This is a genomic window from Frigoribacterium sp. VKM Ac-2859 (assembly GCF_013204925.1).
Taxonomy (GTDB): Bacteria; Actinomycetota; Actinomycetes; order Actinomycetales; family Microbacteriaceae; genus Frigoribacterium.
The window spans coordinates 1,331,383-1,357,235 of record NZ_JABMLC010000002.1; the positions used below are offsets into that span (position 1 = coordinate 1,331,383).

Below are 25,853 nucleotides of genomic sequence, written 5' to 3' on the forward strand. Positions count from 1 at the left end.
TCGACGAGCTCAGGGCGGCCTCAGGGCGTCGCGTCGTCGTACACGGCGATCAGTCGGTCGAGGAAGCCCTGCACGACCGCCCGCTCGGCCTCGTCCATGCCGTCGACGAGGTGCTCGATGCCGTCGATCATCGGCAGCACCTGCTCGTAGGCCCGGTCGGCCGAGGCTTGCTCGGCCGTGACGATCAGCTTGCGGCCGTCGGAGGGGTGTCGCTCGCGCCGCACGTGACCGGCCGACTCGAGGCGGTTCAACACGAGGGTCATCGCGGCCGTCGACACCTCGACGCGGCGCGCCAGCTCGCTCGGGGTCGCCGGGCCGGTCGTGATCAGGTGGTCCATGGCGTCGAGCCCGGCCCGGTCGACGCCGAGACGCTCGGCCAGGTGCCGCTCGAAGCGCTGCTGCCGGACGGCCACCTGCTGCACGCGGGCACGGATGTCGTCGGCGGGCAGCTCGCGACCGTCACGCCGGGCCCGGGTGCGGTCGTCGCGATCGGGGCGGTCGCGGGGGTCGATGTCGGTCACCACTCAACGATAGCCGTGTAGATTGCCAATATCGTTGATAATCAATTCAGGGAGCAATTAGTGACCATCCCCACCACGCGCACCCGCGTCCTCGTCTCGGGTGCCAGCATCGCGGGGCCTGCCCTCGCCTACTGGCTCGACCGCTACGGCTTCGAGACGACGATCGTCGAACGGGCCCCCGAGCTGCGGACCGGCGGGCAGAACGTCGACGTCCGCGGTGCGGGCCGTGAGGTCGTGCGCCGCATGGGCCTCGAGGACGACGTCCGCGCCGCCACCACGGGTGAGGTCGGCACCCGGTTCGTCGGGCCGACGGGCCGCACGGTCGCCGAGTTCCCGGCCGGCACCTCGGACTCCGGAGGCGCGACCGCCGAACTCGAGATCCTGCGGGGGGACCTCGCGCGGCTCCTCGTCGGGCGCACCACGAGCGACGGCCGGGGTCGTGGCGCCACGTACCGCTTCGGCGACCGCATCACCGGCATCCGGGAGGACGGCGGGGTCGGGGTCGGCGGCGGGGTGGGGGCCGCCGGCGCCGCCGCTGATGCCGCCACGGGAGGCGACCCGACGACCACCGCGGCCTCCGCGCTCGCCGGTACCGCGCCTCCGGTGTCCGGCTCGCGGCGCGTCGTCGTCTCGTTCGAGCACGCTCCCGACGAACGCTTCGACCTCGTGGTCGCCGCCGACGGCATCGGCTCGTCGACGCGGCGCCTGGTGTTCGGCGACGAGCCGACGATCCGGTCGCTGGGGCTCGAGACCTCGTACGCGACGATCCCGCGCACGGCCGCAGACGACGACTGGTGGCGCTGGTACAACGCCGCCGGGGGTCGCTCGATCACCCTGCGGCCCGACGCGCACGGGACGATCCGGGCCGCGATGTCGTTCGTCACCGACCGCACCCGTGAGCGGGGCGGGGCCGAGCGCCGCACCGTCGCGGAACAGCGGGCCCGACTGCACGAGATCTTCGACGACGCGGGCTGGGAGGCCCGACGCGTGCTCGACGGCTTCGACCACGCGGACGACCTCTACTTCGAGTCGATCGGGCAGGTGCGGGCGCCGCGCTGGTCGTCGGGCCGGGTCGTTCTGCTCGGCGACGCCGCGTACTGCGCCTCGCCGGTGAGCGGCATGGGCACGAGCCTGTCGCTGGCCGGGGCGTACGTGCTGGCCGGCGAGCTCGCCTCGCACCGACACCACCGCGACGCCTTCGCCGGGTACGAGCGGCTGATGCGGCCCTACGTCGAGCAGGCGCAGCAGCTGCCGCCGGGGGTGCCGCGGGTCGCCAACCCGAGGTCCCGCGCGGGCGTCGCGGTGTTCCACGCCGGGGTGCGGCTCGCGTCGACCCGGGTCGCGGGTCGGCTCGGCGCACGCTTCTCCACCCCGCCGGCCGACGCGCTCGACCTGCCCGACTACGCACACCTCGAGCCCTGACGCCCTGACGCTCCCGTCGAGTGGTCCCGGATCGTCCTCCACCCCGCCGGGAAGGACGATCCGGGACCACTCGACCGAGCAGTCGGGACGAGGAGGCGCGGTGCAGGCGTCCGACGGAGGGCCCGGACACGAGCGGCGCGGCCCGGACGTGCAGGACGGGCGGGCCCGGCGGAGGCGGGCGTCCGGAGACGCCCGCTCACACCGGACCCGCCCGTCCTGGCAGGAGGTCGGCCGGTCGGCCTAGCGGGCCGAGGCGGTCTCGCCGACGCGCGTGCCGTCGGCGTCCGTCGGAGCATCGGCGGAGCCGTCGCCGGCACCGCCGTCGCGGCCGCCGGCCCGGCGGGCACGGGCCCGGACGAACAGGCTCGACGCGTAGACCAGCACGAGCGAGGCGAGGATCGCGACGATGACGGCGATCTGACCGCCGGCCAGGCTGATCTGGCCGAACAGGATGCCGACGACGCCGTAGTCCGAGTCGGAGAACGTCGAGTTCGACAGTCCGATGTCGCCGAGCACCGGCAGCAGGAACAGCGGCAGGAACGTGATCGCGAGACCGTTGGCGAAGGCACCGAGCACGGCACCGCGTCGACCGCCCGCGGCGTTGCCGATGACGCCGGAGGCGGCTCCGGTCATGAAGTGCGCGACGACGCCGGGGATCACGATGGCGGTGCCGGCGAAGATCATCACCGACATGCCGACGATGCCGCCGACGAAGCTCGCGAGGAACCCGATCAGCACGGCGTTCGGGGCGAACGTGAAGGTGATCGGGACGTCGAGTGCGGGGATCGCGTTCTTGACCAGGCGCTCGCTGATGCCCTTGAACGCGGGCACGATCTCGGCCAGCACGACGCGCACGCCGGCGAGGATCACGAAGACGCCCGCCGAGAAGGTCGCGGCCTGCATGACGACGTAGACGATGTAGTTCTGGCCGTCGCTCAGCTCGGTCTCGACGAAGGCCGACCCGGCGAACAGGGCGACGATCACGTAGATCACGGCCATCGACAGGGCCACGATCACCGTGGTGTCGCGCAGGAAGCCCAGCCCCTTCGGGAACGTGATGTCTTCCGTGGACTTCGACCGGGTGCCCTTGCCGCGGGTCAGCGTCGCGACCAGGCCGCTCAGGGCGACGCCGGCACCCCCGGTGTGGCCGAGGGCGACGTCGTTCGAGCCGGTGACCTTGCGCATGAAGGGCTGCACGATCGCGGGCGACAGCGTCGTGACGAGACCCTGCAGCAGCGCACCCCAGAGCACGACGCCCCACACCGGGAACCCGGCGACGCCGAGGATCACGGCGATCATCGCCGCCATGTAGAAGGCGACGTGGCCCGAGAGGTAGATGTACTTGAAGTGCGTCGTCGCGGCCAGCAGCACGTTGACGATGAACCCGAAGAAGAAGATCAGCGCGGCGGCCGAGCCGTAGTCGAGCAGCACCTGGCCGACGATGGCCTCGTTGTTCGGCACGACGCCCTGGACGTCGAAGGCCTCTTGGAACATGGCGCCGAACGGGTCGAGCGAGGCGACGACCACGCCGGCTCCGGCGGCCAGCACGAGGAACCCGACGAGGGTGCGCACGGTGCCCTTGAGCACGTCGCTGAACGCCTTGCGCTGCAGCAGCAGCCCGACGAGCGAGATCAGCGCGACGATGATCGCGGGCTGGCGGAAGACGTCCAGCAGGACGGAGAGCACGCCCTCCATCAGTTGGCCCCGGCGTCGGGCACGGTCACGCCCTTGCGCACGGCGGTCTCGCGCACCTTGGTGCGCAGCTCGGCCAGGTCGATGATGCTGTCGAGCACCACGACGTCGCCGAGGCCGCCGACCGAGTCGGCCAGGTCGGCGCCGACGAAGATCACGTCGGCGGCACCCGGGCCGACCGAGCCGAGGTCGGCGTGGTCGACGTCGACCCCGGTGATGCCCTGCTCTTTGAGGACCTTCTCGATGTTCATGTGGACCATGAAGCTCGAACCGAGGCCCGAGCTGCAGACGGCGAGGAATTTCATGCGTTCTGTCCGATCTTGGTGAGGACCGCCAGGGTGTCGGCGGGGGTGGAGGAGGCGAGCAGCTCGGCGCGGAGCGTCTCGTCGGAGAGCAGGGTGGCGAGGGCCATCATCGTGTCGAGGTGGCTCTGGGGGTCGGTCGCGGCGAGGCAGAAGAAGAGGTCGATCGGGTGCGCCGCGTCGTCGTTCAGCAGCACGGTCTCGCCGACTCGCAGGCTCGAGAGCCCGGTGCGCTCGACGCCGTTCTCGGGCCGGCTGTGCGCGAGGGCGATGCCGAAGCCCAGGTCGATGTAGGTGCCGCCCGCGGCGATCGAGTCGGTCATGGCCGCGACGTAGTGGCTGCTGATGGCGCCGTTGTCGAGCAGGGGTTGCGCGACGCGTTCGACGGCGTCGCGCCAGCCGTCGACGCGGTCGGCGAAGAGGATGGTCTCGGGGGTGAGGAGGTCGGTCAGCACTGTCGTTCCTGGTGGGGGTCGGTGACGTCGGCGTCGGGACGGGCGTCGGTTGCGGTGGTGGGGCGGGGGTTCAGGAGGCGCGGCTCGGCGGGCGAGGCGCGCCCGGTCGGTCAGCCGTGCAGGCCGAAGAAGATCTCGCTGTTCTGCGGGGTGAAGTGGCTGGTCCCGTACGCGACGGCCCGCTCGTCGCCGTCGAACACGGTCGACGCGATCTTCAGCAGGGTCGTCCCGAGGGGGACGTCGAGCTCGTCGGCGTGGAGGGTGCTGGCCCCGTCGAGCGAGACGAGCAGGTCCTGTCGGGCGAGCGTCACGCCGTGCTCGCGGTCGAGGTGCCCGTAGAGCGAGCCGTCGGTGAAGTCGACGGTCGCCGTCTCGGGGAAGAGCGCGTACGGCAACCAGGTCACGACGAGGTGGTGCAGCGAGCCGTTGACGAAGCGCAGGCGGGTCAGCTCGACGACCTCGTCGGCCGAGTTGATGTCGAGGTGGCTCGCCACCGTCTCGCCGGCCCGGACGACCTTCTGGTCGAGCACGCGGGTGCTGACCGCGAAGCCCTCGCCCGTCTGCTGCGCGTGGAAGCCCTTGACCTCGTCGGCGAAGCGCTCGCGGTAGTGCAGGCGGTACTGCGGCTCGGTGACGAAGGTGCCCCGGCCGTGCTCGCGCACCAGGTGGCCGTCCGCGATGAGGCCGTCGACCGCGTGCCGCAGCGTGATGCGGCTGACGCCGTACTCGTCGCAGAGGACGGGCTCGGCGGGCAGCTGCGACCCGGGTTCGAGCTTCTGGATGCGGGACAGCAGGTGCTCGCGCACGGCCACGTACTTGCTCGTGCCGCTCGTGGTGCTCATCTGGTGCCTCCGCGCCGTTGCTGAAGTGGGTGGTGCCCGCCCGACGACGTCGGGTCGTCGAGTCGTCAGGTCGTCAAGTCGTCATGATGACTTCGACGAGGGTACGTCTCGCCGACCACCGGTGCAAGTCGGCAGTCGTCTTGATTCATCATGACGTCCTGATGACCGACGCTACGGTCGTCGGAGACCCAGCCCGCCCCTCCCCGAACCGGAGCCCCCCACGTGATCCACGACCTCGACGCCGCCGCCGTCACCACCGCCCGCCTGCTCGCCCTCGACGCCGTCGAGCGCGCCGGGTCCGGCCACCCGGGGACGGCGGCCGCGCTGGCCCCCGTCGCGCACCTCCTCTTCCAGAAGCACCTGCGGCACGACCCGCAGGCACCCGACTGGTCCGGCCGCGACCGGTTCGTGCTGAGCTGCGGGCACGCGAGCGTCCTGCTCTACACGCAACTGTTCCTCACCGGCTACGACGTGTCGCTCGACGACCTCAAGGCGTTCCGGTCGTTCGGGTCGCGCACCCCCGGCCACCCCGAGCTCGGCCACACCCCCGGCGTCGAGACCACGACCGGGCCGCTCGGGCAGGGCCTCGCCACGGCCGTCGGCATGGCGATGGCGATGCTGCACGAGCGTGCCGTCAACGACCCCGACGCCGCCCCCGGCGAGTCCGTCTTCGACCGCCGCGTCTTCGTGCTCGCGTCCGACGGCGACCTGCAGGAGGGCCTCTCGTACGAGGCCGGTGCGCTCGCCGGACGTCACCGCCTCGGCAACCTGACGGTGGTCTACGACGACAACGACATCCAGATCGAGGGCGACACGAGCCTCACCTCGAGCGAGAACGTCGGTGCCCGGTTCGCCTCGCAGGGCTGGCGCGTCGACCACGTCGGACTCGCCCCGGACGGCGACGTCGACGTCGAGGCCCTCGACGAGGTGCTCTCGACGACCGACCGCCGGGGCGACCGCCCGCACCTCGTCGTGCTCAAGTCGCAGATCGCCTGGCCCGCCCCGAACGCCCGCAACACCTCGGCCTCGCACGGTGCCCCGCTCGGTGCCGCCGAGGTCGCCGCGACCCGGGTCGAGCTCGGCGTCGACTCCGAGCCCTTCACCGTCGACGACGCCGTGCTCGCCCACACCCGGTCCGTGCTCGAGCGGGGCCGGGCCGCCCGCGAGGCCTGGCAGGTCGCCGCCGACGCCTGGGAGGCCGCCCACCCCGCGGCCGCCGCCGAGTTGCACCGCTCGCGGTCGCGCACCCTGCCCGCGGACCTCGGGTCGCGCCTCCCCGTCTTCTCTCCCGGCGACACGCTCGCCACCCGCGACGCGTCGGGCAAGGTCATCCAGGCGCTCGCCGAGGCGCTGCCCGAGCTGTGGGGTGGTTCGGCCGACCTCGCCGAGCCCAACCGCACGGCGATCGCAGGAGGCGCGTCGTACCTCCCCGAGGAGGCCCCCGGCACCGGCCGCGCCGGCCGCAACGTCCACTGGGGCGTGCGCGAGGGGGCGATGGCCTCGGCCATGAACGGCATCGCGCTGATCGAGGGCTCGCGGTTCTTCGCCGGCACGTTCCTCGTGTTCAGCGACTACCAGCGCCCGGCGATCCGGCTGGCGGCGCTCATGCAGCTGCCGGTCACCTACCTCTGGTCGCACGACTCGGTCGCCCTCGGCGCCGACGGGCCGACCCACCAGCCGATCGAGCACCTGGCGAGCCTGCGCGCGATGCCCGGGTTCTCGGTCGTGCGCCCGGCCGACGGCGCCGAGACCGCCGCCGCCTGGCTGGCGATCCTCGAGAAGGACGGTCCGGCCGGTCTGGTCCTGGCCCGACAGCCGCTGCCGGTCGCGGCGACGCCCGCCGACGTGGTGCGTGCGGGTGTGCGCCGCGGGGCCTACGTGGTGCAGGACGGCGGTGCTGCGGCTGCGGGCACCGGCACGACCGACGCCGGTGCGACCGACGCCGGCACGACCGACGCCGGTGCGCCCGACGTGGTCGTCGTCGCCACGGGCAGCGAGGTCGCCCTGGTGCTCGAGGCCGTCGCGCAGATCGACGACCTCGCCGTTCGCGTCGTGTCGATGCCCTGCCGCGAGTGGTTCGACGCCCAGCCCGCCGAGTACCGCGAGCAGGTGCTGCCCCGCGCGGTGATGGCCCGGGTCGTGGTCGAGGCGGCCGCGAGCTTCGGCTGGGAGGGCGTCGCCGGCCCCGACGGCGTGGTCGTCGGCATCGACGAGTTCGGCCTGTCGGCCCCCGCGGCCGACGCGCTGCGCGAGCGCGGCATGACGACCGACCGCGTCGTCGCCGCCGTTCGCGGGGCGGCCGCCCGGGCGGCGACCTCCGTCGCTTCCTGACCCGCGCCTCCTCGTCCTGGCCCGCGAGTGGGCAGAAGGTGCTGCTCGGCTCGCGCTGAAGAGCATCTTCTACCCACTCGGCGGAGCGGCAGGGGTCGCTGCCGGCCCGGGACCGGCCTACGGCTGGCTGGGCGAGGTGACCGTCACGGCTCCGCTGGCGATCTGGTCGCGCAGGGCGTCGAGTTCGTCCGACAGCTCGGGGCTGACCGACGACGCCAGGTCGTGGAACGGCGCGAGGCCGACGCCGCCGTTGTCGAGCGTGCCGACGTAGGGCTCGTTGGTGAAGGAGTCGTCGGTCGACGAGACGGCGATCTGCTGGACGGCCTTCTCGGTGTCCTTGATGACGCTGGTCAGCACGATCGGCCGGTACTCGGCGGGCAGCGTGTCGTAGCCGTCGTTGTCGACCCAGATCACGTCGACGCCGCCCGTGGCGAGCGCGGCCGACGCCGCCCCCTCGCCGACCTGCCCGGCCACCGGCATGATCACGTCGGCACCCTGGTCGATCAGCGCCTGGGCGAGCTGCTTGCCCTTGTTGACGTCCTCGAAGTCGCCGGTGAACGAGCCGTCCTGCGCCTCCTTCGTCCAGCCGAGCAGCTGCACGCTCGTGCCGTGCGCGGCGTTGTAGGCGTCGACGCCGTCCGCGAAGCCGTCCATGAACAGGGTGACCGGGGGCTGGTTGCCGCCGCCGAAGGTCGCCACCTTGCCCGTCTTGCTCACGCCCGCCGCGAGGTAGCCGGCGAGGTACGAGGCCTGCGCCGTGTCGAACAGGATCGGCTTGACGTTCGGGGCCTCGACGGTCTCGTCGACGATGGCGAAGTCGATGTCGGGGTTGGCCGCCGCCTGCTCCTCGGTGGCGGGGGCGAGCTCGTAGCCGACCGTCAGCACGAAGCCGCAGCCCGAGTCGACGGCCTGCGCGACGTTCGGGGCCAGGTCGTTCTCGGTCGTCGAGACGAGCACGCGGGCCTGGATGCCGTCCTCCTTCTCGGCCTTCTGCAGGCCGGCCCAGCTCGACTGGTTGAACGAGCGGTCGTCGAGCCCGCCCGAGTTCGTCACCATCCGGGCGCAGTCCTCGCCCGCGGCGGAGGTGCTGCCGCCTCCCTCGGCGGGAGCGCTGGCACAGCCGGCGAGCAGGGCGAGACCGGCGAGGCCGCCGGCCACCCCGAGGAGGCGCGGGTGACGGAGGCGGGACGACGGGCGGTCCCCGAGGCGGGCGGGTGCGGGGCGTTCGGCCGGGCGTGCGGACGTGGCGGGGCGGACGGACATGAGGCGGGACCTCCGGGAAGGGGTGTGCTGTGGGGGTGCCGGCGGTGCGGGCCGGACGGGTGGACACAGTCAACTGCCTGCGGGGCTCCGTGCCAAGCGTGTGACGGGGGCGGGCTCCGTCGCCGGCCGGCGCCGCGCCTCCTGCGCTCGCCGCGCCTCCTGCGCTCGCCGCGCCTCGTGTGCTCGCCGCGCCCGGCCGACACCGCGCCTCCTGCCCTCCACGCCAGGAGATGGCCACAGCGCCAGGACTGGTCGTGGCGTTGTGTCCACATCGTGGCGGGTTGGCGGGCTGCACCAGACCTCGCTGCTCTCGCCGCCACGAAGTGAACATGCCGCCACTTTTTCTCGTGGCGGAGTGTTTAGTTCGTGGCGGGCTGGCGGCGACGGCTGGCGGGCTGGCGGGTTGGCGGGCCGGCGGGCTGCGGCGGTGGTGGCGGGTGAGACGGCGGGTCGGGTGCAACGGGTGTTGGCTCGGGACAACACGAATCCACGGCCCGGACCAGCACTGGAGACACGTCATGCGAGAACTCGGAATCGTCAGGACCCTGACCGCCCTCGAGAACGCCGAGCGGCTGGACCCGCTCGTCGACCGCGTCGCCGGCGTCGTCGACCGGGTCCTCGCGCCGCGCAGCCTGCGCGACGTGCTGCACGGCGTCCCCGCCGGCCACCCGTTGCACCCCGTGATGGTGCTCGTCCCGACCGGCGCCTGGATCAGCGCGGCCGTGCTCGACCTGCTGCCCGGCCAGGACCGGGCCGCCCGGACCCTCGTCGGCGTGGGCGTGCTCGCCGTGGCGCCGTCCGCGCTCGCCGGCTTCGCCGACTGGGCCGCGACGCACGAGCAGCAGAAGCGCGTCGGCCTCGTCCACTCGGCGGCCAACCTCGTCGCGACGGCCCTGTACGGGGCCTCGTACCTGCAGCGCGTGCGAGGACGGTCGCTCAGCGCCAAGCTGCTCGGCTTCGCGGGGCTCGGTGCCGTCTCGGCCGGCGGCTTCATCGGCGGACACCTCGCCTATCGTCAGGCCGTCGGCGCGAACCACGCCGAGGACGTCCCACACCTGGTCGCGCCCGGCTGGCACGAGATCGCCCGCGTCGACGAGCTGCCCGACCGCGAACTCACCGCCCTCGAGGTGACGGGCCAGCCCGTGGTGGCGTATCGCCACGGCGACCGCGTCGAGGTGCTGTCGGACACCTGCAGCCACCTGTCGGCGTCCCTCGCCGACGGCCGCGTCGGCACGGAACGCGGCGAGGCCTGCGTCACCTGCCCCTGGCACGACAGCGTCTTCTCGCTCGCGACGGGCGAAGTCGTCCACGGGCCGGCGACCTCGCCCCAGCCGCGCTTCGAGACCCGCGTCGTCGACGGCACGCTGGAGGTGCGGCTGCCGCACGCCGGCTGACCCGCGCCGTCCGTCCGTCCGCAAGTCGCTCGCCGCGCCTCCGTGCCCTCGCCGCCACGAAGTGGACATCACGCCACGAAGTGGACACGCCGCCACCTTTTCTCGTGGCGGCTTGTTCACTTCGTGGCGTTGTGGCGTCGTGGCGGGCCGGCGAGGTGGCGGTGGCTGACCGACCGACCGGCCTGCGGGGTGCGGCGGCGTCCAGGCGGGCGGGGCACACTGTCGGCATGTACCGAGGCCTGCCGACCATCTCGTTGCCCGAACCCGAGCGTCCGCCGTTCGTCGACCGGCTGCAGCGGGCACTCGACCTGGCCGCCGCGGAGGAGAGCGGGCGCCTGCGGGTCGTCCACTCGTGGGTCGGCGACGAGGTGCCAGGTGGTGCGATCCGTCGTGCTGGCTGGCAGTCGCGGGTGCTGACGATCACGGGCCCACGGCGGGCGCCGATCGACGTCTGGTTCGACGCGGACAACGGGGACGTCAGCGTGATCGGCGACGTGTCCGTGCCGGACTGGTCGCTGCACGACGCCGAGGCCGAGTCCGCCTGCCTCGCCGCGTCCGGCCAGCTGCTGCACGACCTCGCGGCCGGTCGCCTGCCCCGCGGTCGCCGCTCGGACTTCGTCCGGTCGAGCACCGTGCTCGCCCTGATCGGCGCCGGGGCCGTGGTCGGCGCGGTCGTCGTCGACGTGCTGCGCGCCCGGGGTCGGGGCCGCTCGGTCTGACGGGCGGCGCGTCCTCACCGGGCGACCCGCGCCTCCGCTGACGGGCGGCGCGTCCTCACCGGGCGACCCGCGCCTCCGCTGACGGGCGGCGCGTCCTCACCGGGCGACCCACGCCTCCTCACCTGACGACCCGCGCCTCCTCACCGCAGGACCCGCGCCTCCTCACCGGACGACCCGCGCCTCCTCGGGGCGTCGTGGAGCGCCGACGCGCCTAGCGGGCGTGCCGCTCGAAGAACGCCGTCGACGGCGGCAGCAGCATCAGCAGGCAGGCGATCAGCGCGCAGATCACGGACGCCCACTCGAGCACCCCGCCGCCGCTCGCCCCGCTCACGCCGCCCAGCACCTGCAGGATCGTCAGCACGAGCAGCACGGTGCGTGCCCAGCGGCGCCCGTCGCGCATCGACCGCACGACCGCGAGCTGCACCAGGGCGACCACGATCGCGAACACGCCGCCGGCGATGTCCGCCCCGCGCGGGTCGGCCAGGGCCCCGCCGGACGTCGACACCCGGGCCGGCCCGCCGAACAGCATCAGCAGGACGGCACCGACGACGCCCAGGGCGACGACGGCGATCCACAGGGCGTACGCCGCCGAGATCGTGCGGGGGGCGGGTGGGGCGGCGTCGCGCATCGGGCCTCCTCGATCGGCGGGCGGGGCCTCCAGGGTAGGCCCGGTCACCGTCGGTGGTGCGGCGTACCCTCGACGCCACGAACCCCGAAGAGCACGAACGACCAGGAGCGACGGCCGGGCACCGTCCGCCGCCCCACGACGAGCGCAGGAGGCGCGGCGCATGGACCGAGAACCCGAACGACGACCGCAGGGTCGCGACCACCGCGTCGACGCGGCCCGCTACCGGGTCGACGGCGACGTGCCGAGCGACGACGCGCCCCGCGACACCCGCACGGCCGCCGAGATGCGGGCCTGGGCCCGCACCGCCATCGACCAGGCGATCGCCCGTGGCGAGTTCGACGACCTGCCGCTCGCCGGCAAGCCGCTGCCCGGCCTGGCCGGCGGCACGGTCGACCCCGACTGGTGGCTCCGCGGTCTGATCGAGCGCGAGGGGCTCACCGGGCTCGCCCCTCCGGCCCTGTCGCTGCGCGCCGAGAGCACGGGTCTGCACGCGGAACTCGACCGGCTGCGCTCCGAGGCCGCCGTGCGGTCGCACCTCGAGGACTTCAACGCGCGCATCGTCGAGGCCAGGCGCCAGTTGTCCGGCGGACCCCCGGTCGTGACGCCCACGCGGGACGTCGACGGCGAGGTCCTGCTCTGGCACGAGAGGCGGCAGGCGCGCCGGGCCGCCGAGGCCGCCGCCGTGCCGCCACCACCCCCGAGCTGGCGCGAACGGCGGGCCCTGCGACGCGAGCTCAAGCGGCGCCGAGGCGACCCGGGCTCCTCGTCCGGGTCGGGTGAGCCGCCGTCATCCGACGAGTGATGCCCGCCTGGCCTCGTGACCTGTTCGTGATCTTTTTCGGGTGAGAACTACACCTCGAGGATGATGCGCGCTAGGGTCGAGTGTTCGCACCACCCCCAGACGAGAGGACCGCACGCGTGACGAAGCCCGCCTCCCCGACCTCTCCGGATCAGGGTGGCGCGACGGCTGGTCACGTCGAAAGTGCTGGTCAGCGTCCTGCGGGTCAGGCTGGCTCGACCGGTGTGCGACCGCTCGGAGAGCGTTCGGCCCGCCTCGCCCTCGAGCGTCGCGAACGCCGTGCCCGACGGGACGTCCTCCCCACCTCGCATCGTGAGTCCTTCGTCGAGTGCCCCGCCCTCGTCGGTGCCGCCGAGGCCTCGGTCGCCCCGCGCGTCCGACCCCGACGCGCCGACGCGCCGGTTCAGACCGGCCCCCTGCTCGGTCTCGAAGAGTCCGCCACGGCCAGCGCCGCCGCTCGTCCCGAGGACGCGGCCCGCGCCTCCTCGTCCACCGGCCACCCGGCACCTGCCCGTCCGTCGCGCCGCGCTCGCCGTGCCGCGGTCGTGGCCGCACGTCCCGCGTCGCCGACCCGTGCGGCCGCCGGTCGCCCCGGTGCGGCGCGCAGCGTCGGCACCGCCGTCAAGAAGCTCTCCATCGTCACCGCGATCGTCGGTTTCGCCGCCAGCGGCGTCCTCCCCCTGCTCGCGACCACCGGCGACGAGGCCCAGGCCGTTGCCGCGGGTGCGACGGCGCGGTCGTCGCTCGGTTCGCAGACGCTGTCGGTCGACACCGCCTCGCTGACCGACGAGTCCGACGAGACCGCCCGCGACGCCTACTCGGCCACGTCGATGGTCGACGTCGTGACGCAGAACCTGCAGAACCGCAAGGCCGCGGCGAACACGACCTACGAGGGGCCGACCACGGCCGACTACCTCGCGAACCCGCTCTACCCCGAACTCGACCGCGACCAGGTACTCGCGGTCGCGCTGCAGTACATCGGCACGCCGTACGTGCACGGCGGCGAAGACCCCTCGAAGTTCGACTGCTCGGGCCTCATCACGTTCGTCTACGCGCAGTTCGGCATCGAGCTGACCCACTACGTGCCGACACAGAACACCGAGGGCCGGACCATCCCCGAGTCCGAGGCGGTCCCCGGCGACCTCGTCGTGTTCGACAACCTGGCCCACGACGGCATCTACGCCGGCAACGGCATGATCCTCGACGCCCCGAAGCCCGGCGGCTTCGTCGACGTCCGCCCGATCTGGAACCAGGCGCACCACTTCGTCCGCATCGACGGCTGAGCCGTCCCTCGGGCTCGGGCTCGGGCTCGGGTTCAGCCTCGACCGCGCAGGGCGGTTTCGCGTCCTGACCTGACGACCCGCGCCTCCGGGGCTCCGCCGTCCGTCCGTTCTGCGGCAGGCGCCGTGCCGCGGTGTCGCATGCCCGTGCTGCGGACCCGCTACCCAAGGCGGCCGGTGAGTCGGCCGTGGAACGCCTCGCTACGGTCGTCCAGCCCGACGAACGTCGCCGTCACGCCGTGTGCCCGGAACTTCTCGTCGACCGAGTCGAGGGCGGCGACGCTCGACGCGTCCCACACCTGGGCGCGGGACAGGTCGACGGTGACCGTCGCGGGGTCGTCTCCGTAGGAGAAGTGCTCGACGAGGTCGTTGCTGCTGCCGAAGAACAGCGGGCCGACGACGTCGTACCGCACCGTCTCGGGGGCCGGGGGTCCGTCGACGACGGCACCCGCGCCTCCTGCGCTCGGGGTGACATCGACCGTGTCGCTGGCGGTGCCCAGGGTGCCGGTGCCGGAGGTGACGCCGGCGCCCGCGGGGGCCGGCGTCACGTGCCGCTCGACCGTGATCACGTGGGCCACGCGGCGGGCGAACAGCACCATCGCGAGGAGCACGCCGACCGCGACGCCGAGGGCGAGGTTGTTCGTCGCGACGACCACCGCCACCGTGACCACCATGACCAGTGTCTCGGGCACGGGCATGCGGCGGAGGGTCGACGGCTTCAGCGAGTGCCAGTCGACGGTGGTGATCGCGACGATCATCATGACCGCGGCCAGCGCCACCATCGGGATCGTCGACATCACCGCGCTCAGCCCGGTGACCAGCAACAGCAGGAAGAGCCCCGCCGCGATGGTCGACACCCGCGTGCGGGCCCGCCCGATCTTCACGTTGACGACGGTCTGGCCGATCATGGCGCAGCCGGCGATGCCGCCGTAGAAGCCCGCCGCGATGTTCGCGACGCCGAGCGCCCAGGACTCCTTGCCCTTGTGCGACGGGGTCTCGGTGAGGTCGTCGACGAGCTTCGCGGTCAGCAGGGTCTCCATCAGGCCGACGAAGGCGACGCTGAGGGCGGTCGGCCAGATGATCTGCAGCGTCTCGAGGGTGAACGGGGCGAGCCACGGGGTGAGGCCGGGCAGGCCGCCGCCCATCGGGCCCTCGTCGCCGACGGTGTGCACGTCGAGGCGGGCGGCCACGGCGATGACCGTCACGACGACGATGGCGACGAGCGGCGCCGGCACGGCCTTCGTCACCTTCGGCAGCAGCACGACGATCGCGATGGTCAGGGCGAACAGCGGGTAGACGACCCACGGCTGGTCGATGATGTGCGGCACCTGCGCCACGAAGATCAGCACGCCGAGCGCGTTGACGAAGCCGATCATGACCGAGCGGGGGATGAACCGCATCAGTCGGGCGAGACCGGCGAGCCCGAACGCGAGCTGCACGAGCCCGGCCAACACGACCGTGGGCAGCACGTAGTCGGTGCCGTGCTCGCGGACCAGTGGCGCGATGACGAGGGCGACCGAGCCCGCGGCCGCGGTCACCATCGCCGGCCGGCCGCCGAGGACCGACATGACGAGCGCGAGCACGATCGACGCGACGAGGCTGACCATCGGGTCGACCCCGGCGATCACCGAGAACGAGATGACCTCGGGCACGAGCGCGAGCGTCGTGACGACGCCGGCCAGGGCCTCGCGGGTCAGGAGGCGCGGGTTGCGCAACACGGACAGCACCGTGTCGGTGGGGCGGACGGGGAGGACCGACCGCGCGGCGGGTTCAGGGCGCGCGCGGTCGGAGTCGTGGGCAGTGGTCACGGAGGACTCCTGGGGTGTGCGGAAGAATGGGGAGTCGGCGACACTGCCGTACGATGCAACCCTACCCTTACGTGAGGGTAGAGATGAAACGAGATCCCATGCCCGACGAGACCGCCACGATGCAGATCGGCGAGCTGGCCGAGCGCACCGAGATGTCCCTGCGCACGATCCGCCACTACGACGAGGTCGGTCTGCTGACGCCGACGGGCCGCAGCGAGGGCGGATTCCGGCTCTACACGCACGACGACTACCTGCGGCTCATGGTGATCCGACGCATGAAGCCGCTCGGGTTCAGCCTCGACGAGATGGCCGAACTGCTGCGGGTCGTCGACGCACTCGACGGCGGGGCGGACGACGCGGCCGCCGCGGTCGACGGCGCCGGGGCGGGCGACGAGGGCGACGGGCGCGGTCAGGCGACCCGCGCCTCCTTGGCGGCGTTCATCGACGAGACCGTCGAGCGTCGCGCGAAGCTCGAGCGTCAGCTCGCGATGGCGGACGAGTTCCTCGAGCTGCTGCGCGCCCGCCTGGGCTAGACACCGCCGGCCCGGCCCGGCCCGGCCCGGCCCGGTCGCTCGGCTCAAGCCGCCACGAAGTAAACACGCCGCCACTCGATGATGTGGCGGCGTGTTCATCTCGTGGCGCGGTCCCGGGGCGGGCCGGCCGACCGCGCGTCAGCTGCGGGCCCACTCGGGGCGGCGGTCGACGAGCATCTCGGCGTACGACGGGTACCACTCACCGGCCGGGGGGCCGTCGTTGCAGGTGCCGTCGCTGATGCCCGGCGTCTTGACCCAGAGCAGGGCGTCGAGGCGGCCGTCGTCGGACACCACGCGGGGGTCCTGGCCGAGGCCGACGTCCTCGGGGTTGCACCACGTCCCCTTCCAGCCGCGGCCGTTGCGCGACACGTCGATCACGTAGCGGCTGCCGCCCGTCATCGCCGCGACCTCCTCGGCGTAGGGCTGCTCGTCGCCCACGGGGTAGAAGCCCGCGACGTTGGTGAAGAAGCCGCGGGCCTGCTCGATGCCCGCCGCCTCGAGCCGCTCGGCCATCACCTCGGGCGGCACCCAGTGCGAGTTGCCGCCGTCGAGGTAGGCGGGCACGCCGGCCGCCGCGAAGTCGGCGACGGCCTGCTTCAGCAGGGGGAGGCGCGTGTCGGCCAGCTGAGGACACCGGCTCAGGATGCCGAGCGAGTCGGGTTCGACGATGACGACGGCCCGGTGCCCGGCGAGGGTGGCCGCGATGGTCGCGTTCCAGGCGGGGTAGCGCTCGACGGACAGGCCACCGGCCGAGTAGTTGCCGCAGTCCCGGTCGGGGATCGCGTAGGTGACGAACACGGGCGTCGCCCCCTGGTCCTCGGCGGCGGCCAGGTAGTCGGTGATCACCTTCACGAGCTGGGCGTCGTCGTAGCCGTCGCCGATCCACATCGCCACGGGGCGCTTCGCGATGAGGGCCGCGGCCCGCGCGGCGTCCGTCTCGCCGTCGGCGCTCAGCGTGGCCTCGGCCCGGATCGCCAGCGAGTTCGGCTCGAGCGCGATGCCCCCGTGGAACACCGTGCCGGACGGAGCCGTGCGGATCGTCTCGGGCGTCACCCGGGTCGCCTGCGACGTCGGGGTCGGCGTCGGCGTGGCCGGTGCGCCCGTCGGCGTCGGACGGGTGGCGTCGCCCGACGAGCACGCGGTCAGCAGGACGACGGCGGCCGCGGCGATCAGGCCGAGGGTGGAGCGGGCCGGTCGGGACGATGCCATCTGCGCCTCTCTCGGCGCACTCGGGGAGCTGCCCCGACGGTGGTGGAAGGGACAGTCGACCACGGATGCCGGCCGACGCACAGGGGCCGAAAGGGGGACACGACCGTACCTCGCGGGCGCCGGGTCGGCGCCGCTTCGCCGAGGCGTCGGCATCGCTGACGGCGCCGCGTCGACGTCTCGTCCCCAGCCCGGCCACCGCCCCGAGGAGGCGCGGTGCGGGGCGAGCACGCCGCTTCCGTCCCGGAGCGGCTCGGTAGTGTGGGTGCTCCGCGAGGCCCGAGCGCGGACGCCCCTGCACCACCGCACGCGACGCGTGCACCTGACAGACAGAGAGCCATGTCCCACTCCGTCCGCCCCGTTCCCCTCTCGAGCCCCCTCCGCCGCCGGACGTCGGCAGCCACCGTCGCCCTCGTGCTGGCCGTGCTCGCCACGCTCCTCGTCCCCGACCGCGCGATCGCCGCCGCCCCGACCTGGCAGGCCGTCCTCGCCGCCCGCGACGACGAGTCCGCCAAGAAGAAGGCGCTCGCCGACCTGCAGACGGCGCTCGACGCGGCCTCGGCCCGTGCCGAGGCCGCCCGCACCTCGGCGGACGAGGCCGGTCGCGTGCTGGGCGAGGCCCAGGCCGCCGTCGACGAGGCGACCGCACGGCACGAGCGGCTCGAGACGCGCCGGGCCGAGGCCCGCGAGACCGCCGACTCCTCACGACGGGTCGTCGGCCAGGCCGCCGCCCTGCTGGCCCGCCCCGGCAGCGGGGGCATGGTGGGCGACCTGCTCGCGGCCGGCGACGGCGCCCAAGAGGTGCTCAAGGGGCTGAGCCTGTCGAGCAAGCTGGGCGAGAACGTCGGTCGCCTCCGCGAGCGGGCCCAGGCCGCCGACAACCTCGCGACCTCGCTGGCCGACCAGGCCGCCGTGGCGCTCGCCGAACGCGACCGGCTCGCGGCCGACGCGCAGACCGCACTCGACGAGGCGGCCGCGGCCAGCGTGACGGCCGAGGCCGACCTCGCGGCCGTCGACGACGAGAAGGCCACCCTCGCCGCCCAGGTCGCCCTGCTCGAGGACGACCGCATGACGCTCGAGCAGGCCTATGCGCAGGCACAGGCGGCCGCGGCTGCGGCCGCCGCCGCCGCCGCGCGTCCCGCTCCCGCCGCGGGTGGTGGCACGGGTCCCGTCGCGCCGGGCACGGGCGGTCCCGGCCCGGGCGTCACCGTGCCCGACCCGGGCACCGGGTGGGTCGCCGCCATCCGCGCGTTCGGCTCGTACCAGGCCTACGGCTACCGCATCCACCCGATCACGGGCGAGTACAAGCTGCACGCCGGAGCCGACTTCGGGGCCTCCTGCGGCACGCCGATCTACTCGGTGTCGGCCGGTCGCGTCAGCTACGCCGGGCCGTCGAGCGGCTACGGCAACCTGATCGTCGTGGACCACGGCGGCGGGGTCAGCAGCGCCTACGCCCACATGGAACGCAACGGCATCTACGTCTCGGTCGGCCAGCAGGTCGCGGTCGGCCAGAACATCGCCGGCGTCGGCACCTCGGGCGGCTCGACCGGCTGCCACCTGCACCTCGAGGTGCGGCAGGGCGGCGTCCCGACCGACCCCGTGGTCTTCCTCGCGTCGAAGGGCGTCCGCTGACGACCCGAGTTCAGCCCGAGTAGTGGTAGCGGCACTGCGCGATCAGGACGTCCGTCTCGGTCACCTTGTAGACCAACCTGTGCTCGTCGGTGATGCGGCGAGACCAGAATCCGTGGAAGCCGTGCTTCAGGGCCTCGGGCTTGCCGATGCCTTCGTTCCCGTTGCGTTCGACGTCGCGGATCAGGGTGTCGATGCGCTTCAGCACCTTCCGGTCTTGCGTCTGCCAGTACACGTAGTCGTCCCAGGCGTCGTCGTCGAAGACGATCCTCATCCGTGCAGTTCTCGCTCGCTCCCGCCACCCTCGCTCAGACGCTCGATCGCGCCGAGCAGGCGCCGCGCGTTGGCCGGGCTGCGCAAGAGGTAGGCCGCCTCTTTCAACGACTCGTAGTCGTCGAGCGCGACGAGCACGACGGGATCGTGCCGGGCGCGGGTGATGACGACCTCTTCGCGATCGTCGATGACCGCGTCGAGCGTCGCCGCGTAGTTCGCCCGCGACTCGGAATAGGTGAGTGTCTTCATCGTGCCTCCTGAGTACAGGAAATTGTACGTCCGAGAGGTCCGCGTCACAAGACGGCGACGAGGCTTCGCGCGCCTCATCCATCGGTTCGTCAGATCGACGCGGCTTCGGCCCGGATCTCGTCGACGACGGTGCGGACGGCCGGCCGGGCCGCCCGGTCGGGTCGCATCAGCGCCTCGAGGTGGCGCCCGGCGCGGACGTTCTCGAGCGTCGCGAGGTGGAACCGGCCGGGCGCCCGCGAGGCCGACGTGTGGCGCGGGACGAGGGCGACCCCGTGGCCGGCCGCCACGAGGTTCTCGATCAGGGGCAGGTGCACCGTGCGGTGGACGACCTCGGGTGCGACGCCCGATTGCAGGGCCATCGCCACCAGCACGCGGTCGATCGGGTAGCCCTCGGGCACGCCGATCCAGGGCTCGCGGATGACGTCGTCGACGGCCACCCGACTGCGGTCGGCCAGTCGGTGGCCGAGGGGGAGGGCGACCTCGAGCGGTTCGCGCAGCAGCGACACGACGGTCGTCGACGCTCGGCCCGGCGGCAGCACGCCGTCCGACCGGTGGGCGAGCACCACGTCGAAGTCCGCCGTCAGCGGGGCGAACTCGTCCTCGGAGACGTCGCGGTCGGCCACGTCGAGCTCGATGCCCGGGTGCGACCGCATGCGGTGCAGCACTCCGGGCAGCAGGAGCTCGGCCGCCGAGGCGAACACGGACACCCGCACGACGCCACCCGTGCCTCCGCGGACGGCGTCGAACGCCGCCTCGGCCTCGGCGACCGCGGTCGCGACCCCGACCGACGCCCGGGCCAGCGCCCGGCCCTCCTCCGTGAGCACGACGCCCCGGCCGACGCGACGGACGAGCTCGACCCCGAGCTGACGCTGCACCGTCTTCAGCTGCTGTGACACGGCGCTGGGTGACCGGTGCGTGGCGGTCGCGACGGCGGTGACGCTGCCGCGGTCGGCGAGTTCCCGCAGCAGGTCGAGATGGGACAGGTCCATGAAGGCAGCCTACAAAGTGCACGCGGTGATCTGCGCTGGTCCTGAACGGTCCGGCACGCCACGATGGAGACGTGACCGTCCGTGACCGCCTCCTCGCCCTCGTCGTCGCCGTCTGCTGGGGCATCAACTTCCCCGTGACGGCGATCGCCCTCGAGCACTTCCCGCCGTTCCTGCTCGTGGCGCTGCGCTTCACGTTGCTCGCGGTGCCGACCGTGCTGCTGGTGCCGCGTCCGGCGATCCCGTGGTCGCGCCTCCTGCTCGTGGGGGCCACCCTCGGCATGCTGCAGTTCGCCTTCCTCTACCTCGGCATCGCGGCGGGCATGCCCTCGGGTCTCGCCTCGCTCGTGTTGCAGGCGTCGGCGCCGTTCACGGTCGTGATCGCCGGCTTCTGGCTGCGAGAGCGCATCACCCGCCGACAGGCGATCGGCATCGGCATCGCGGTGGTGGGGCTCGTCGTCATCGCGGGGCACCGGTCGCAGGTCGCGGCGCTGCTGCCCGTCGTGCTGACGCTGTGCGGTGCGCTCGGCTGGGCGATCGGCAACGTGGCCGTCCGACGGGCCGCGCCGCCCAACCCGATGCACCTGACGCTGTGGATGTCGATCGTCGCGCCGGTGCCGATGCTCGCCCTGTCGTTCGTCGTCGAGGGCCCCGAGCGCATCGGTGAGAGCCTCGGCACGGTCTTCACGCTCGAGGCGCTGCCGTCGGTGCTCTGCCTGCTCTACCTCGTGCTGATCGCCTCGGTCGTGGGCTACGGCATCTGGACGCGCCTGCTCTCGGTCTACCCCTCGGCCACCGTCGCACCGTTCTCGATGCTCGTGCCCGTGGTCGGCGTGCTGGCCTCGTGGCTGGCGTTCGGCGAGGTGCCCGACCTGGTCGAGCTCGTCGCCGGCGTCGCGGTGGTCGGCGGCGTGCTCTACGCCAGCCGCGTGCCCAGGGCCCGCGCCGTGGACGGCGACCCCGAGGAGGCGCGGGTCGCCCCGCCCGAGCCGGTGCCCGTCCCCGAGACCGACACCGCGCCTCCCGGGTCGCCCCTCAGGCGGTGACGGGCTTCTTCATCTGCACGGCGGTCGTCTCGTAGCCGAGCGATTCGTAGAGGTGGCGGGCGACCTCGTTGTAGCCGAACACATTCAGGCCGAGGGTCTCGGCGCCGTGACGGGCGGCGGCCTGCTCGGCGAGGAGCATCGTCGCCCGGCCGAGTCCGGCGCCGCGGTGGGCCTCGTCGATCTCGACGTCGAAGACCCACCAGTCCGACGAGCCGGGCACGCGGGGTGCGATCCAGAGGATGCCGACGGGCTCACCCGGTCGGGCGTCGTCGATGACGTCGTAGACGAGGTGGCCCTCGGCCGGTGCCCCGTCGGGGAAGGCCTCGCCGAACGAGCGTCGGGCGGCCTCGGCGGCCTGCTCGGGGGTCTCGCCGGCGAGCACGCGGGACTTCTCGTACTCGGCGGTCGAGCGTCGCATCCAGGGCACGAGGCGGGAGGTGGGCATGGGCACGAGGCTGAGCGTCATGCCCGCACGCTAGCGCGCCGTGACCATGCGCGGCACGCGGCGTCACGAGCCGCAGGCGGACCGGTCGGTCGTACCCCGAAACGCCCTGCTGCGCGTACCCCGGCGGCTGTCGGGGTGGCGCAGGTCGCCCCGGTAACGTGTGCAGCGGCCGGCGGGGGGCGGCCGTGCGGTGCCTCGCAGGGGCACCGTCTCGACCCGCAGGAGAGACCCACCCGATGCCCCAGCAGAAACGTGCCCAGGCGACCCGCGCCGCCATCATCCGAGGGGCCGCCGTCGTCTTCGACGAGCACGGCTACAGCGAGGCCTCGCTCGACCTCGTCGCCGAGACCGCCACCGTGACCAAGGGTGCGCTCTACTTCCACTTCCGCTCGAAGGCCGACCTCGCGAACGCGGTCATCGCCGAGCAGCACGCGCTCTCGCGCGCCTACGCCGACCGGGTGTCCGAGACCGCGGGCAGCGGTGCCGAGGCGCTCATGCTCTCGTGCGCGTCGCTCGCCACGCAGCTCACCACCGAGGTGCTCGTCACGGCGGGCATCCGGCTGACCACTCAGTCGCCCAGCCGCGACCTCCGGGTCGAGCACCCGTACCTCGACTGGCAGGCCCAGATCTCGGGGCTCGTCGAGCGCGCGGTCGCCGAGGGCGACTTCCGGGCCGACACCGACGTCGAGAGCGTCGCCCGGTTCGTCGTCGGGTCGTACGCCGGCGTGCACATCGTGTCGCAGGCCCTGACCGGCCGCGCCGACCTCTTCGACCGGCTGCGCGACATGTGGGCGTTCGTGCTGCCGACGGTCGTGGCCCCCGGGCACGAAGGCCTGACCAGCTCGTTGCCCCCGCTGATCAGGCCGTCGGATGTTCCCCCGTCCCCCGACGCGTCCTCTGTGGACCCAGTTTAGATACTGGCCGACCGGTTTCCCAGTCCCTCGAGGAGGGGGCGGGTCAGGACGGTGGCCGCGGTGGGGTGAGCTCGGCCAGCACCCGCCGGATCTCCGCGTTGTCCGCAGCCAGGGCCGCCGTGTCGATCCCGGAGAGCAGTTCGCCGTCGTCGTGCGGCACGGTGAGTTGTCGGTGCCATTCGGCCTCGTAGAGGGCGTCGCGGTAGCCGGAGGACTCACGGCACCGGGCGTCGGCCGTCGCGATCTCGATCTCGTCGTCGGTCGGCGACGTGCTCGAGTCGAGCGTCTCGAACCGGTCGGCCATCTCGAGGGTCGGCATGCCCGACGGGTCGGAGGCCACGTCGCCCACCCGGGCGTCCTGCATGCACCCGCGCCAGTCGTCCCAGGTCGCGGTCACCGTGGGGTCGTCACGGGCCCCCTCGAACGCGGCGTTGTTCAGGCGGACGAGCGACTGGGTGCGGTTCGAGTAGTCGTCCAGTGACGGCACCGTCCCGCGGGCGCGCTGCACGCAGGTGTCGAACCGGGCGGTCCTCTCGTCCGTCCAGGGTTGCGACGAGAACTCGGACCAGGCGGCCGCCCCCGCGTCGATGACCGACAGGGCGTGGTAGCCGCGGGTCTCGGCCGTCGCCAGGTCGAAGGCCCGGAGGCGCAGCGAGCCGTTCATCGACAGCTCGCCCGCCCGGTCGCCCGCCGCCACGTCCCGCCACGGCACCACGAAGTCGTCGTGACCGGCCGCGACCATGCACTGCTGCGCGACGAGCAGGAGGGCGTAGGACGACGAGGTCTCGCCGACCGGTACGTACCGGTCGAGCGGCATCGTCCACGCGTCGACGTCCTTCTCGGGGAGGTCGGGCAGGGCGTAGGCCGCATTGGCCGGGATGCCGTAGGCGACGACGCCGGCGACGACCGCGACCACGGCTGCGAGCGTCACCCGCTTCGCGCGTCGCTGTCGAGGCGAGACTCCGCGGGGCGGAACGTCGCGGGTCGGGACGTTCTTCTCGTCGGTCATCGCGTGGCCCCCTCGTCGTCGCGGGCCGGGCTCACCAGGTCGTTCTCGTAGGCGAAGACGACGATCTGCACGCGGTTGCGCATGCCGAGCTTCTGCAGGACGGCGCGCACGTGGCTCTTGACCGTCGCCTCGCTCAGCCACGCGCTCTCGGCGATCTCGGCGTTGCTCAGACCCCGTGCGACGAGCAGGAAGATCTCGCGCTCGCGGGGCGAGAGCACCTCGAGCGGTTCGGTCCGCCGCTTCGGCGACGGGGTCGGCACGGCGAACGCGTGCACGACGTCGAGAGCGGCGGCCGTGGTCGGGACGGGCTCGCCGGCCGCCGCCGCGCGGATCGTCGTCAGGACCTCGTCGGGCGTGGCGTCCTTCGTGAGGAACGCGTAGGCCCCGGCCTTCAACGCGCTGAACACGGCCTCGTCACGCTGGATCGTGGTCAGGGCGACGACGCGCGGGGCCGAGTCGGGGTCGGTGCCGGCCGCCGCCACGATGCGCGTGGTGGCCTCGAGGCCGTTCATCACGGGCATGCGCAGGTCCATCAGCACGACGTCGGGCCGCTCACGCTCGACCAGGGCGACCCCGGCCGCCCCGTCGACGGCCGTGCCCACGCAGACCAGGTCGGCTTGCGCCTCGATCAGCATCTGCAGCCCGGAGGCGAACAGCGGCTGGTCGTCGACGACGACCACCCTCACGAGGGCGGGAGGCGCGGTGCGCCTCGTCGCGGTCGTCACGTCGGTCATGCGGGTTGCTCCGTCCAGGACTGCAGGAGTCCGATCGGTTCGGGAGTCGGCAGGAAGGCGGTGACGACGAAGACGCCGTCGTCGCCGAGCTCGGCCGTCAGCCAGCCACCGGCGAGCCGGGCCCGTTCGGTCATGCTGGCGATGCCGGTGCCCCGGCCGGTGCCGCGGCGGGCGGCGACGAGCGGGTCGTCGCCCGAGGACGTCACCAGCAGGGCGAGGCCGGGCCCCCGCCAGTCGAGGGCGACGTCGACCGTGCTCGACGAGCCGGAGTGCTTGAGGGCGTTGGTCAGGCTCTCCTGCACGATGCGGAAGACCGCGAGTTCTTGCGAGGGCAACAGTTCGGAGGCGTCGCCGAGGTGCCGCAGGGTGACGGTCATGCCCACGTCGCGCATCGTCGTCGCGAGTCGGTCGAGGTCGGCGAGGGTCTCGCGGGGCGTCACGTCGTCGGCGTCCTGCTGGATGCGCTCGACCAGGTGCCGCACGTCGACCAACGAGGTGCGGCCGACGTCGGCGATCGTGCGCAGCGCCTGCTCGACGACCTCGGGACGGGTCGCCGACAACGCGAGGGCGCCCTGCGCCTGCGACACGATCACCGCCAGCGAGTGGGCGAGGGCGTCGTGCACGTCACGGGAGATCCGGGCACGGTCGTGGGCGAGGCGCAGCTCGAAGTCCGTCTCGTGGAAGCGCGTCTCGGTGCGCTCGAGCACCTGCCCGATGCGGCGGACCCGCAGCACGCTCGAGAGGAAGATGCCGACCGCCCAGGCCGCGGCCGCGGCACCGAAGAGCGAGGCCGCCAGGGTGATCACGTCGGTCTTCGTGCCCTGGCCGCCGCCGACCCACGACGACCACACGTACGGTCGCGCGAGGGTGGGCACGGCCATCGCGATCGCGGCGAGTCCCGACGCGAGGCCGGCGGCGGCGAGGGCGACCAGCCGCACGGCGACCGAGCGGGCGAACGCCGCGAAGAACGACACGAACGCGAGGGCGAGGTACGTGGGCCAGGTGGTGTCCGTCGGGGGCTGCACCCAGCCGGCGAGCTGCAGGGCCGGGATCGTCACCATCAGGCCGATCGACGTCCACGGCATCCAGACCGCGAGGCCGACGGCCAGGCCGAAGAGCCCGAACAGGACGACGTTCTCGACGATCTCGCCCCGGCCGGCCTCGGCGATCGACCACAGCAGCACGAAGACCGCGGCGCCGACGGGGGCCGCGAGGCGCGGCACCCAGGTGCGCAGGTCGTCGGGGATGGTGTCCATGTCGACGACCGTAAGGCGTCGTCGACCGGCCGCGCGCGCCTCCTGCGGGGTTTTCATCCTTGAGGACGAACGCGCCGGGGTGGGGACGAGCCGTTGGGCCCCGGGGACGCGGCGACG

Annotated in this window: 26 protein-coding genes; 10 read left to right on the forward strand and 16 right to left on the reverse strand. The window is 73.2% G+C overall.

The features are described from left to right. Window positions 1-20: 20 nt before the first annotated feature. Window positions 21-521: a MarR family winged helix-turn-helix transcriptional regulator gene (locus tag HQQ78_RS14130; protein ID WP_233568428.1), complete on the reverse strand. Its 501-nt coding sequence runs from the start codon at window positions 519-521 to the stop codon at window positions 21-23. A 60-nt stretch (window positions 522-581) separates the two neighbouring features. Between HQQ78_RS14130 and HQQ78_RS14140 the strand changes: the two genes are divergently transcribed. Next, complete coding sequence (locus tag HQQ78_RS14140; RefSeq protein WP_371740423.1) at window positions 582-1,943, forward strand: FAD-dependent monooxygenase; 1,362 nt, start codon at window positions 582-584, stop codon at window positions 1,941-1,943. A 240-nt stretch (window positions 1,944-2,183) separates the two neighbouring features. Here the strand turns inward: HQQ78_RS14140 and HQQ78_RS14145 are convergent, their stop codons facing one another. From HQQ78_RS14145 to HQQ78_RS14160, 4 genes are all read right to left on the reverse strand, one after another. After that, a complete protein-coding gene (locus HQQ78_RS14145) occupies window positions 2,184-3,629 on the reverse strand; it encodes a PTS ascorbate transporter subunit IIC (protein ID WP_347342489.1) in 1,446 nt (481 codons plus the stop codon). Window positions 3,630-3,637: 8 nt separating this feature from the next. Continuing rightward, window positions 3,638-3,940: a PTS sugar transporter subunit IIB gene (locus HQQ78_RS14150; RefSeq protein ID WP_056044337.1), complete on the reverse strand. Its 303-nt coding sequence runs from the start codon at window positions 3,938-3,940 to the stop codon at window positions 3,638-3,640. After that, window positions 3,937-4,392 carry a PTS sugar transporter subunit IIA gene (locus HQQ78_RS14155; RefSeq protein ID WP_158612887.1) on the reverse strand — a complete coding sequence of 152 codons (456 nt, stop codon included), beginning with the start codon at window positions 4,390-4,392 and terminating at the stop codon, window positions 3,937-3,939. Before HQQ78_RS14155 ends, HQQ78_RS14150 begins: the two co-directional genes overlap by 4 nt. A 110-nt stretch (window positions 4,393-4,502) precedes the next feature. Further along, window positions 4,503-5,234, reverse strand: a complete 732-nt coding sequence (locus HQQ78_RS14160) for a GntR family transcriptional regulator (protein ID WP_043596597.1) — start codon at window positions 5,232-5,234, stop codon at window positions 4,503-4,505. A gap of 222 nt (window positions 5,235-5,456) precedes the next feature. Between HQQ78_RS14160 and HQQ78_RS16490 the strand changes: the two genes are divergently transcribed. Next, window positions 5,457-7,565, forward strand: coding sequence for a transketolase (locus HQQ78_RS16490; RefSeq protein ID WP_173154225.1), 2,109 nt, complete (start codon window positions 5,457-5,459; stop codon window positions 7,563-7,565). 117 nt (window positions 7,566-7,682) lie between these two features. Here the strand turns inward: HQQ78_RS16490 and HQQ78_RS14170 are convergent, their stop codons facing one another. Beyond that, window positions 7,683-8,828, reverse strand: a complete 1,146-nt coding sequence (locus HQQ78_RS14170; RefSeq protein WP_173154228.1) for a BMP family protein — start codon at window positions 8,826-8,828, stop codon at window positions 7,683-7,685. Between the two features lie 518 nt (window positions 8,829-9,346). On the opposite strand from HQQ78_RS14170, the gene HQQ78_RS14175 reads away from it, so the two are divergent. After that, complete coding sequence (locus tag HQQ78_RS14175; protein ID WP_173154231.1) at window positions 9,347-10,222, forward strand: Rieske 2Fe-2S domain-containing protein; 876 nt, start codon at window positions 9,347-9,349, stop codon at window positions 10,220-10,222. 227 nt (window positions 10,223-10,449) lie between these two features. Then, entirely contained in the window at window positions 10,450-10,941 is a 492-nt protein-coding gene (locus tag HQQ78_RS14180) for a hypothetical protein (protein ID WP_173154234.1), read from the forward strand. A gap of 211 nt (window positions 10,942-11,152) precedes the next feature. Here HQQ78_RS14180 and HQQ78_RS14185 read toward each other — a convergent pair whose 3' ends face one another. Further along, window positions 11,153-11,569, reverse strand: coding sequence for a hypothetical protein (locus HQQ78_RS14185; protein ID WP_056044345.1), 417 nt, complete (start codon window positions 11,567-11,569; stop codon window positions 11,153-11,155). Between the two features lie 160 nt (window positions 11,570-11,729). Here HQQ78_RS14185 and HQQ78_RS14190 point away from each other — a divergent pair, with 160 nt between their 5' ends. Further along, complete coding sequence (locus tag HQQ78_RS14190; protein WP_082460116.1) at window positions 11,730-12,371, forward strand: DUF1992 domain-containing protein; 642 nt, start codon at window positions 11,730-11,732, stop codon at window positions 12,369-12,371. 221 nt (window positions 12,372-12,592) lie between these two features. Beyond that, on the forward strand, window positions 12,593-13,651 hold the full coding sequence (locus HQQ78_RS16495) for a C40 family peptidase (RefSeq protein WP_173154237.1): 1,059 nt from the start codon (window positions 12,593-12,595) through the stop codon (window positions 13,649-13,651). A gap of 158 nt (window positions 13,652-13,809) precedes the next feature. Here the strand turns inward: HQQ78_RS16495 and HQQ78_RS14200 are convergent, their stop codons facing one another. Further along, window positions 13,810-15,456, reverse strand: a complete 1,647-nt coding sequence (locus HQQ78_RS14200) for a SulP family inorganic anion transporter (RefSeq protein WP_173154240.1) — start codon at window positions 15,454-15,456, stop codon at window positions 13,810-13,812. A gap of 98 nt (window positions 15,457-15,554) precedes the next feature. Between HQQ78_RS14200 and HQQ78_RS14205 the strand changes: the two genes are divergently transcribed. Continuing rightward, on the forward strand, window positions 15,555-15,989 hold the full coding sequence (locus HQQ78_RS14205) for a MerR family transcriptional regulator (protein WP_173154243.1): 435 nt from the start codon (window positions 15,555-15,557) through the stop codon (window positions 15,987-15,989). Window positions 15,990-16,127: 138 nt separating this feature from the next. Here HQQ78_RS14205 and HQQ78_RS14210 read toward each other — a convergent pair whose 3' ends face one another. Further along, window positions 16,128-17,198 (reverse strand): glycoside hydrolase family 6 protein, encoded by a 1,071-nt coding sequence (locus HQQ78_RS14210; protein ID WP_173154246.1) that lies wholly within the window; start codon window positions 17,196-17,198, stop codon window positions 16,128-16,130. Between the two features lie 336 nt (window positions 17,199-17,534). Between HQQ78_RS14210 and HQQ78_RS14215 the strand changes: the two genes are divergently transcribed. Beyond that, entirely contained in the window at window positions 17,535-18,827 is a 1,293-nt protein-coding gene (locus HQQ78_RS14215; RefSeq protein WP_173154249.1) for a M23 family metallopeptidase, read from the forward strand. Window positions 18,828-18,837: 10 nt separating this feature from the next. On the opposite strand, the gene HQQ78_RS14220 is transcribed toward HQQ78_RS14215, so the two are convergent. From HQQ78_RS14220 to HQQ78_RS14230, 3 genes are all read right to left on the reverse strand, one after another. Continuing rightward, entirely contained in the window at window positions 18,838-19,098 is a 261-nt protein-coding gene (locus HQQ78_RS14220) for a Txe/YoeB family addiction module toxin (protein WP_173154252.1), read from the reverse strand. Continuing rightward, window positions 19,095-19,346, reverse strand: a complete 252-nt coding sequence (locus tag HQQ78_RS14225) for a type II toxin-antitoxin system Phd/YefM family antitoxin (protein ID WP_173154255.1) — start codon at window positions 19,344-19,346, stop codon at window positions 19,095-19,097. Before HQQ78_RS14225 ends, HQQ78_RS14220 begins: the two co-directional genes overlap by 4 nt. 89 nt (window positions 19,347-19,435) lie before the next feature. Continuing rightward, the gene (locus HQQ78_RS14230; protein WP_159826661.1) at window positions 19,436-20,335 is read right to left on the reverse strand and encodes a LysR family transcriptional regulator; all 900 of its coding nucleotides are present in this window, start codon (window positions 20,333-20,335) and stop codon (window positions 19,436-19,438) included. A gap of 71 nt (window positions 20,336-20,406) precedes the next feature. Here HQQ78_RS14230 and HQQ78_RS14235 point away from each other — a divergent pair, with 71 nt between their 5' ends. Beyond that, a complete protein-coding gene (locus HQQ78_RS14235) occupies window positions 20,407-21,378 on the forward strand; it encodes an EamA family transporter (protein WP_173154258.1) in 972 nt (323 codons plus the stop codon). On the opposite strand, the gene HQQ78_RS14240 is transcribed toward HQQ78_RS14235, so the two are convergent. After that, complete coding sequence (locus HQQ78_RS14240; RefSeq protein WP_054145054.1) at window positions 21,368-21,844, reverse strand: N-acetyltransferase; 477 nt, start codon at window positions 21,842-21,844, stop codon at window positions 21,368-21,370. The two genes, HQQ78_RS14235 and HQQ78_RS14240, sit on opposite strands and share 11 nt — an antisense overlap. 215 nt (window positions 21,845-22,059) lie before the next feature. Here HQQ78_RS14240 and HQQ78_RS14245 point away from each other — a divergent pair, with 215 nt between their 5' ends. Continuing rightward, window positions 22,060-22,737 carry a ScbR family autoregulator-binding transcription factor gene (locus HQQ78_RS14245; protein ID WP_173154261.1) on the forward strand — a complete coding sequence of 226 codons (678 nt, stop codon included), beginning with the start codon at window positions 22,060-22,062 and terminating at the stop codon, window positions 22,735-22,737. 43 nt (window positions 22,738-22,780) lie between these two features. Here HQQ78_RS14245 and HQQ78_RS14250 read toward each other — a convergent pair whose 3' ends face one another. Genes HQQ78_RS14250 through HQQ78_RS14260 form a run of 3 tightly spaced genes read right to left on the reverse strand, consistent with a single transcriptional unit; the run spans window position 22,781 to window position 25,736 of the window. After that, window positions 22,781-23,746, reverse strand: coding sequence for a hypothetical protein (locus tag HQQ78_RS14250; RefSeq protein ID WP_173154264.1), 966 nt, complete (start codon window positions 23,744-23,746; stop codon window positions 22,781-22,783). Continuing rightward, the gene (locus HQQ78_RS14255) at window positions 23,743-24,480 is read right to left on the reverse strand and encodes a response regulator transcription factor (protein ID WP_173154267.1); all 738 of its coding nucleotides are present in this window, start codon (window positions 24,478-24,480) and stop codon (window positions 23,743-23,745) included. Before HQQ78_RS14255 ends, HQQ78_RS14250 begins: the two co-directional genes overlap by 4 nt. Beyond that, complete coding sequence (locus HQQ78_RS14260; RefSeq protein ID WP_173154270.1) at window positions 24,477-25,736, reverse strand: sensor histidine kinase; 1,260 nt, start codon at window positions 25,734-25,736, stop codon at window positions 24,477-24,479. Before HQQ78_RS14260 ends, HQQ78_RS14255 begins: the two co-directional genes overlap by 4 nt. Window positions 25,737-25,853 lie beyond the last annotated feature (117 nt).

What these genes read in the sequence shown, in the direction of transcription:
- HQQ78_RS14150 (WP_056044337.1), bottom strand. Translation starts at nt 3,940, where the DNA reads ATGAAATTCCTCGCCGTCTGCAGCTCGGGCCTCGGTTCGAGCTTCATG.
- HQQ78_RS14160 (WP_043596597.1), bottom strand. Translation starts at nt 5,234, where the DNA reads ATGAGCACCACGAGCGGCACGAGCAAGTACGTGGCCGTGCGCGAGCAC.
- HQQ78_RS14170 (WP_173154228.1), bottom strand. Translation starts at nt 8,828, where the DNA reads ATGTCCGTCCGCCCCGCCACGTCCGCACGCCCGGCCGAACGCCCCGCA.
- HQQ78_RS14175 (WP_173154231.1), top strand. Translation starts at nt 9,347, where the DNA reads ATGCGAGAACTCGGAATCGTCAGGACCCTGACCGCCCTCGAGAACGCC.
- HQQ78_RS14180 (WP_173154234.1), top strand. Translation starts at nt 10,450, where the DNA reads ATGTACCGAGGCCTGCCGACCATCTCGTTGCCCGAACCCGAGCGTCCG.
- HQQ78_RS14185 (WP_056044345.1), bottom strand. Translation starts at nt 11,569, where the DNA reads ATGCGCGACGCCGCCCCACCCGCCCCCCGCACGATCTCGGCGGCGTAC.
- HQQ78_RS14190 (WP_082460116.1), top strand. Translation starts at nt 11,730, where the DNA reads ATGGACCGAGAACCCGAACGACGACCGCAGGGTCGCGACCACCGCGTC.
- HQQ78_RS14205 (WP_173154243.1), top strand. Translation starts at nt 15,555, where the DNA reads ATGCCCGACGAGACCGCCACGATGCAGATCGGCGAGCTGGCCGAGCGC.
- HQQ78_RS14210 (WP_173154246.1), bottom strand. Translation starts at nt 17,198, where the DNA reads ATGGCATCGTCCCGACCGGCCCGCTCCACCCTCGGCCTGATCGCCGCG.
- HQQ78_RS14215 (WP_173154249.1), top strand. Translation starts at nt 17,535, where the DNA reads ATGTCCCACTCCGTCCGCCCCGTTCCCCTCTCGAGCCCCCTCCGCCGC.
- HQQ78_RS14220 (WP_173154252.1), bottom strand. Translation starts at nt 19,098, where the DNA reads ATGAGGATCGTCTTCGACGACGACGCCTGGGACGACTACGTGTACTGG.
- HQQ78_RS14225 (WP_173154255.1), bottom strand. Translation starts at nt 19,346, where the DNA reads ATGAAGACACTCACCTATTCCGAGTCGCGGGCGAACTACGCGGCGACG.
- HQQ78_RS14230 (WP_159826661.1), bottom strand. Translation starts at nt 20,335, where the DNA reads ATGGACCTGTCCCATCTCGACCTGCTGCGGGAACTCGCCGACCGCGGC.
- HQQ78_RS14240 (WP_054145054.1), bottom strand. Translation starts at nt 21,844, where the DNA reads ATGACGCTCAGCCTCGTGCCCATGCCCACCTCCCGCCTCGTGCCCTGG.
- HQQ78_RS14245 (WP_173154261.1), top strand. Translation starts at nt 22,060, where the DNA reads ATGCCCCAGCAGAAACGTGCCCAGGCGACCCGCGCCGCCATCATCCGA.
- HQQ78_RS14250 (WP_173154264.1), bottom strand. Translation starts at nt 23,746, where the DNA reads ATGACCGACGAGAAGAACGTCCCGACCCGCGACGTTCCGCCCCGCGGA.
- HQQ78_RS14255 (WP_173154267.1), bottom strand. Translation starts at nt 24,480, where the DNA reads ATGACCGACGTGACGACCGCGACGAGGCGCACCGCGCCTCCCGCCCTC.
- HQQ78_RS14260 (WP_173154270.1), bottom strand. Translation starts at nt 25,736, where the DNA reads ATGGACACCATCCCCGACGACCTGCGCACCTGGGTGCCGCGCCTCGCG.